This is a genomic window from uncultured Leptotrichia sp., assembly GCF_938036635.1.
Lineage (GTDB): Bacteria > Fusobacteriota > Fusobacteriia > Fusobacteriales > Leptotrichiaceae > Leptotrichia > Leptotrichia hongkongensis.
The window spans coordinates 1-2561 of the sequence record NZ_CALHQO010000430.1; the positions used below are offsets into that span (position 1 = coordinate 1).

Sequence of the window (2561 nt, forward strand, 5' to 3'; positions counted from 1 at the left end):
TTATTTTTTTAAATTCATTATTCATAAAAATCTCCTTCATCGCCTCAATAACCCTCTCATTACTTGCTCTATCCTTTATTGCCAGCCTGAAAAATCTTTCATCCAGAAAATTGAAATTTGAAGCATCCCTTATAAGTATCCCCTGCTCAAGCATTTTTTCCCTCAGTATCTTCACATTTATCCCTTCTGAAAACAGATTTTCATATATTTTTCCAGTAATAAAATTTACTTCTGTTTCATAAACCTTTATTCCTGAAATTTCATTCAGTTTTTCATACATATATTTTTTTTCTGCTGCTATCCATTTTAATGTTTTTTCTATATATTCAGCATCATCAAGTACTGTCAATCCTGCCATTTCTGCAATATTATTTACACTCCACGGCTCTTTTTTTTCAGATATTTTCTTTTCAAGTTCCTTATCAAAATACATTCCATATCCCAATCTTAAACCAGGAATAGCAAAAAACTTTGTAAAGGCTCTTGTTACAAATAAATTCTTTTTATTTTCCTCAGTATTAATAATACTTTCCTTCATTCCATCTACCAAAAATTCAATAAAGGCTTCATCTATAAACAATTTCGTATCGTATTTATTACATTCCTTCAATATTTCTTCTGTTTGGGTAAGTTTTAAAAACTTTCCTGTAGGATTATTAGGATTACATATTATTAATAAAGAGAGAGTGTACAGAATTTTGTGTAAACTCAAAATATAATATATGGTACAGGATGGTAGTTTTATCATCCTGTTTTTAAATTCTTCCTTCAAAATAAATACTTAACTGTGAATATATTTCTCCCCAGCCTGGTATTCTTCCAGTCCATTTCTTTGTTGCTTCCTTTAAGCTTAGGTATATTGATTTCATTAATGCTTCATCTGTCGGATAAAGTGATTTTGTCTTCGTATACTTTCTTAATTGTCTGTTTAAGCTTTCTATCGGGTTTGTCGTATATATCAGCTTTCTTATCTTTGTATCATATTTAAAGTATGTTGTCAACTCATTCCAGTTATTTCTCCAGGAATTAATTACTGCCATATACTTTTTACCCCATTTTTCTTCTAATTCATCCAGTTTAAACTCTGCCTGTTCCAGTGTTGGTGTATTATACATTTCCTTTAAGTCTGATGTAAATTCCCTTGTATCTTTGTAAGATATGTATCTTATGTTGTTTCTAATTTGATGAACCACACATTTTTGAATTTCTGTCTTTGGAAACACTGAAGATATTGCTTCGCTGCACCCTTTTAAATTATCAACAGACATAATTAGTATATCCTGAACTCCTCTGTTTTTCAATTCATTTAAAACATTTAACCAGTACTTGCTTGATTCATTTTCTCCTATCCAAAATCCTAAAACTTCCTTTCTTCCTTCCTTATCTATTCCTATAGCTAAATATACTGCCTTTTTAACAACAACTCCATCTTTTCTTACACTGTAATGGATAACGTCCATAAAAACTATTGGATATACATCCTCAAGCTGTCTAGACTGCATTCCCTAATTTCAGGTATAATTTTATCTGTAATTTTACTGATCATAGATGGCGAAACATCAATTCCATAAAGATTATTAAGATGGTCCTCGATATCTCTGTTGCTCATTCCTTTAGCATAAAGAGAAAGAATCTATCCTTCAATACCAGTAATTTCTCTTTGATATTTAGGGATGATTTGAGGTTCAAACTCAGCATTTCTATCTCTAGGAATATCTAAGTCAATATTGCCGTACTCACTTCTAACAGTTTTCTTGGAATGTCCATTTCTAGCATTAGAAGTAGTCTTATCTTTCATAGAATGTTTAGCATACCCCAGTTCATGCTCAATTTCAGCTTCAAGCATAGTTTGAATAGTACCCGAAAGCAAATCCTTAAGCATATCCTTAATATCATTAGTATCTTTAATATTGTAATCCTCAATCAGTGTTTTAAAAATTTCGTTGTCAATTTTCTTCTTAGCCATAACAAAAACCTCCAAATATTATATAGTTATTTTACCATATATTATTTAGAGGTTTACACAAAAATTTTTACACACCCTTTAATTTTAATTATTCTTTATCTATTGTTATTCTGTAAAATTATTTATCTTGACTAATTTTCTAAAAAGTCTTTCATATCATTAAAAATAGGTATTTCCAATTCAACTTCCTTTTTTGTTGCAGGATGTGTAAATTTTACCTTGTAGGCGTGCAAAAATTGTCTATTTATTCCAAGTTCTTTGTTTAAACCTTTTCCATAAAGTTCGTCTCCTACAATTATGTGTCCGATAGATTTTAGGTGAACTCGAATTTGATGAGTCCGTCCAGTAAACAGTTCACATTCAACTAATGTCACATTTTTTTCAGGATAAGTTTTCAAGACTTTTACAGCCGTTTTTGCGTATTGCCCCCGCTCATCAATTATTCTTTCCAAATTGTCCCCATCCCGAAAAATCCGTCTTTCAATAACTATTTTCGTTTCGTCTTCTTTCAGATTTTCCTTTCCAAAACTACTTTGATTCTCTAAATCTAAGTCATTTTCTTTATTTTTATTTGCAAAACCTGCACTTTTGCTAA

At 30.4% G+C, this 2561-nt stretch carries 2 protein-coding genes and 1 pseudogene; all 3 read right to left on the reverse strand.

Features of this window, described 5'->3' with window-relative positions:
* A partial coding sequence (locus Q0370_RS08590; RefSeq protein ID WP_299574661.1) for a histidinol-phosphate transaminase occupies positions 1–748 on the reverse strand: 748 nt, incomplete at its 3' end.
* 7 nt (positions 749–755) lie between these two features.
* Positions 756–1966: pseudogene (locus tag Q0370_RS08595) on the reverse strand (IS256 family transposase).
* Between the two features lie 131 nt (positions 1967–2097).
* Positions 2098–2561, reverse strand: a 464-nt coding sequence (locus Q0370_RS08600) for a pseudouridine synthase (protein ID WP_299574664.1), incomplete at its 5' end; no start/stop codon positions are given.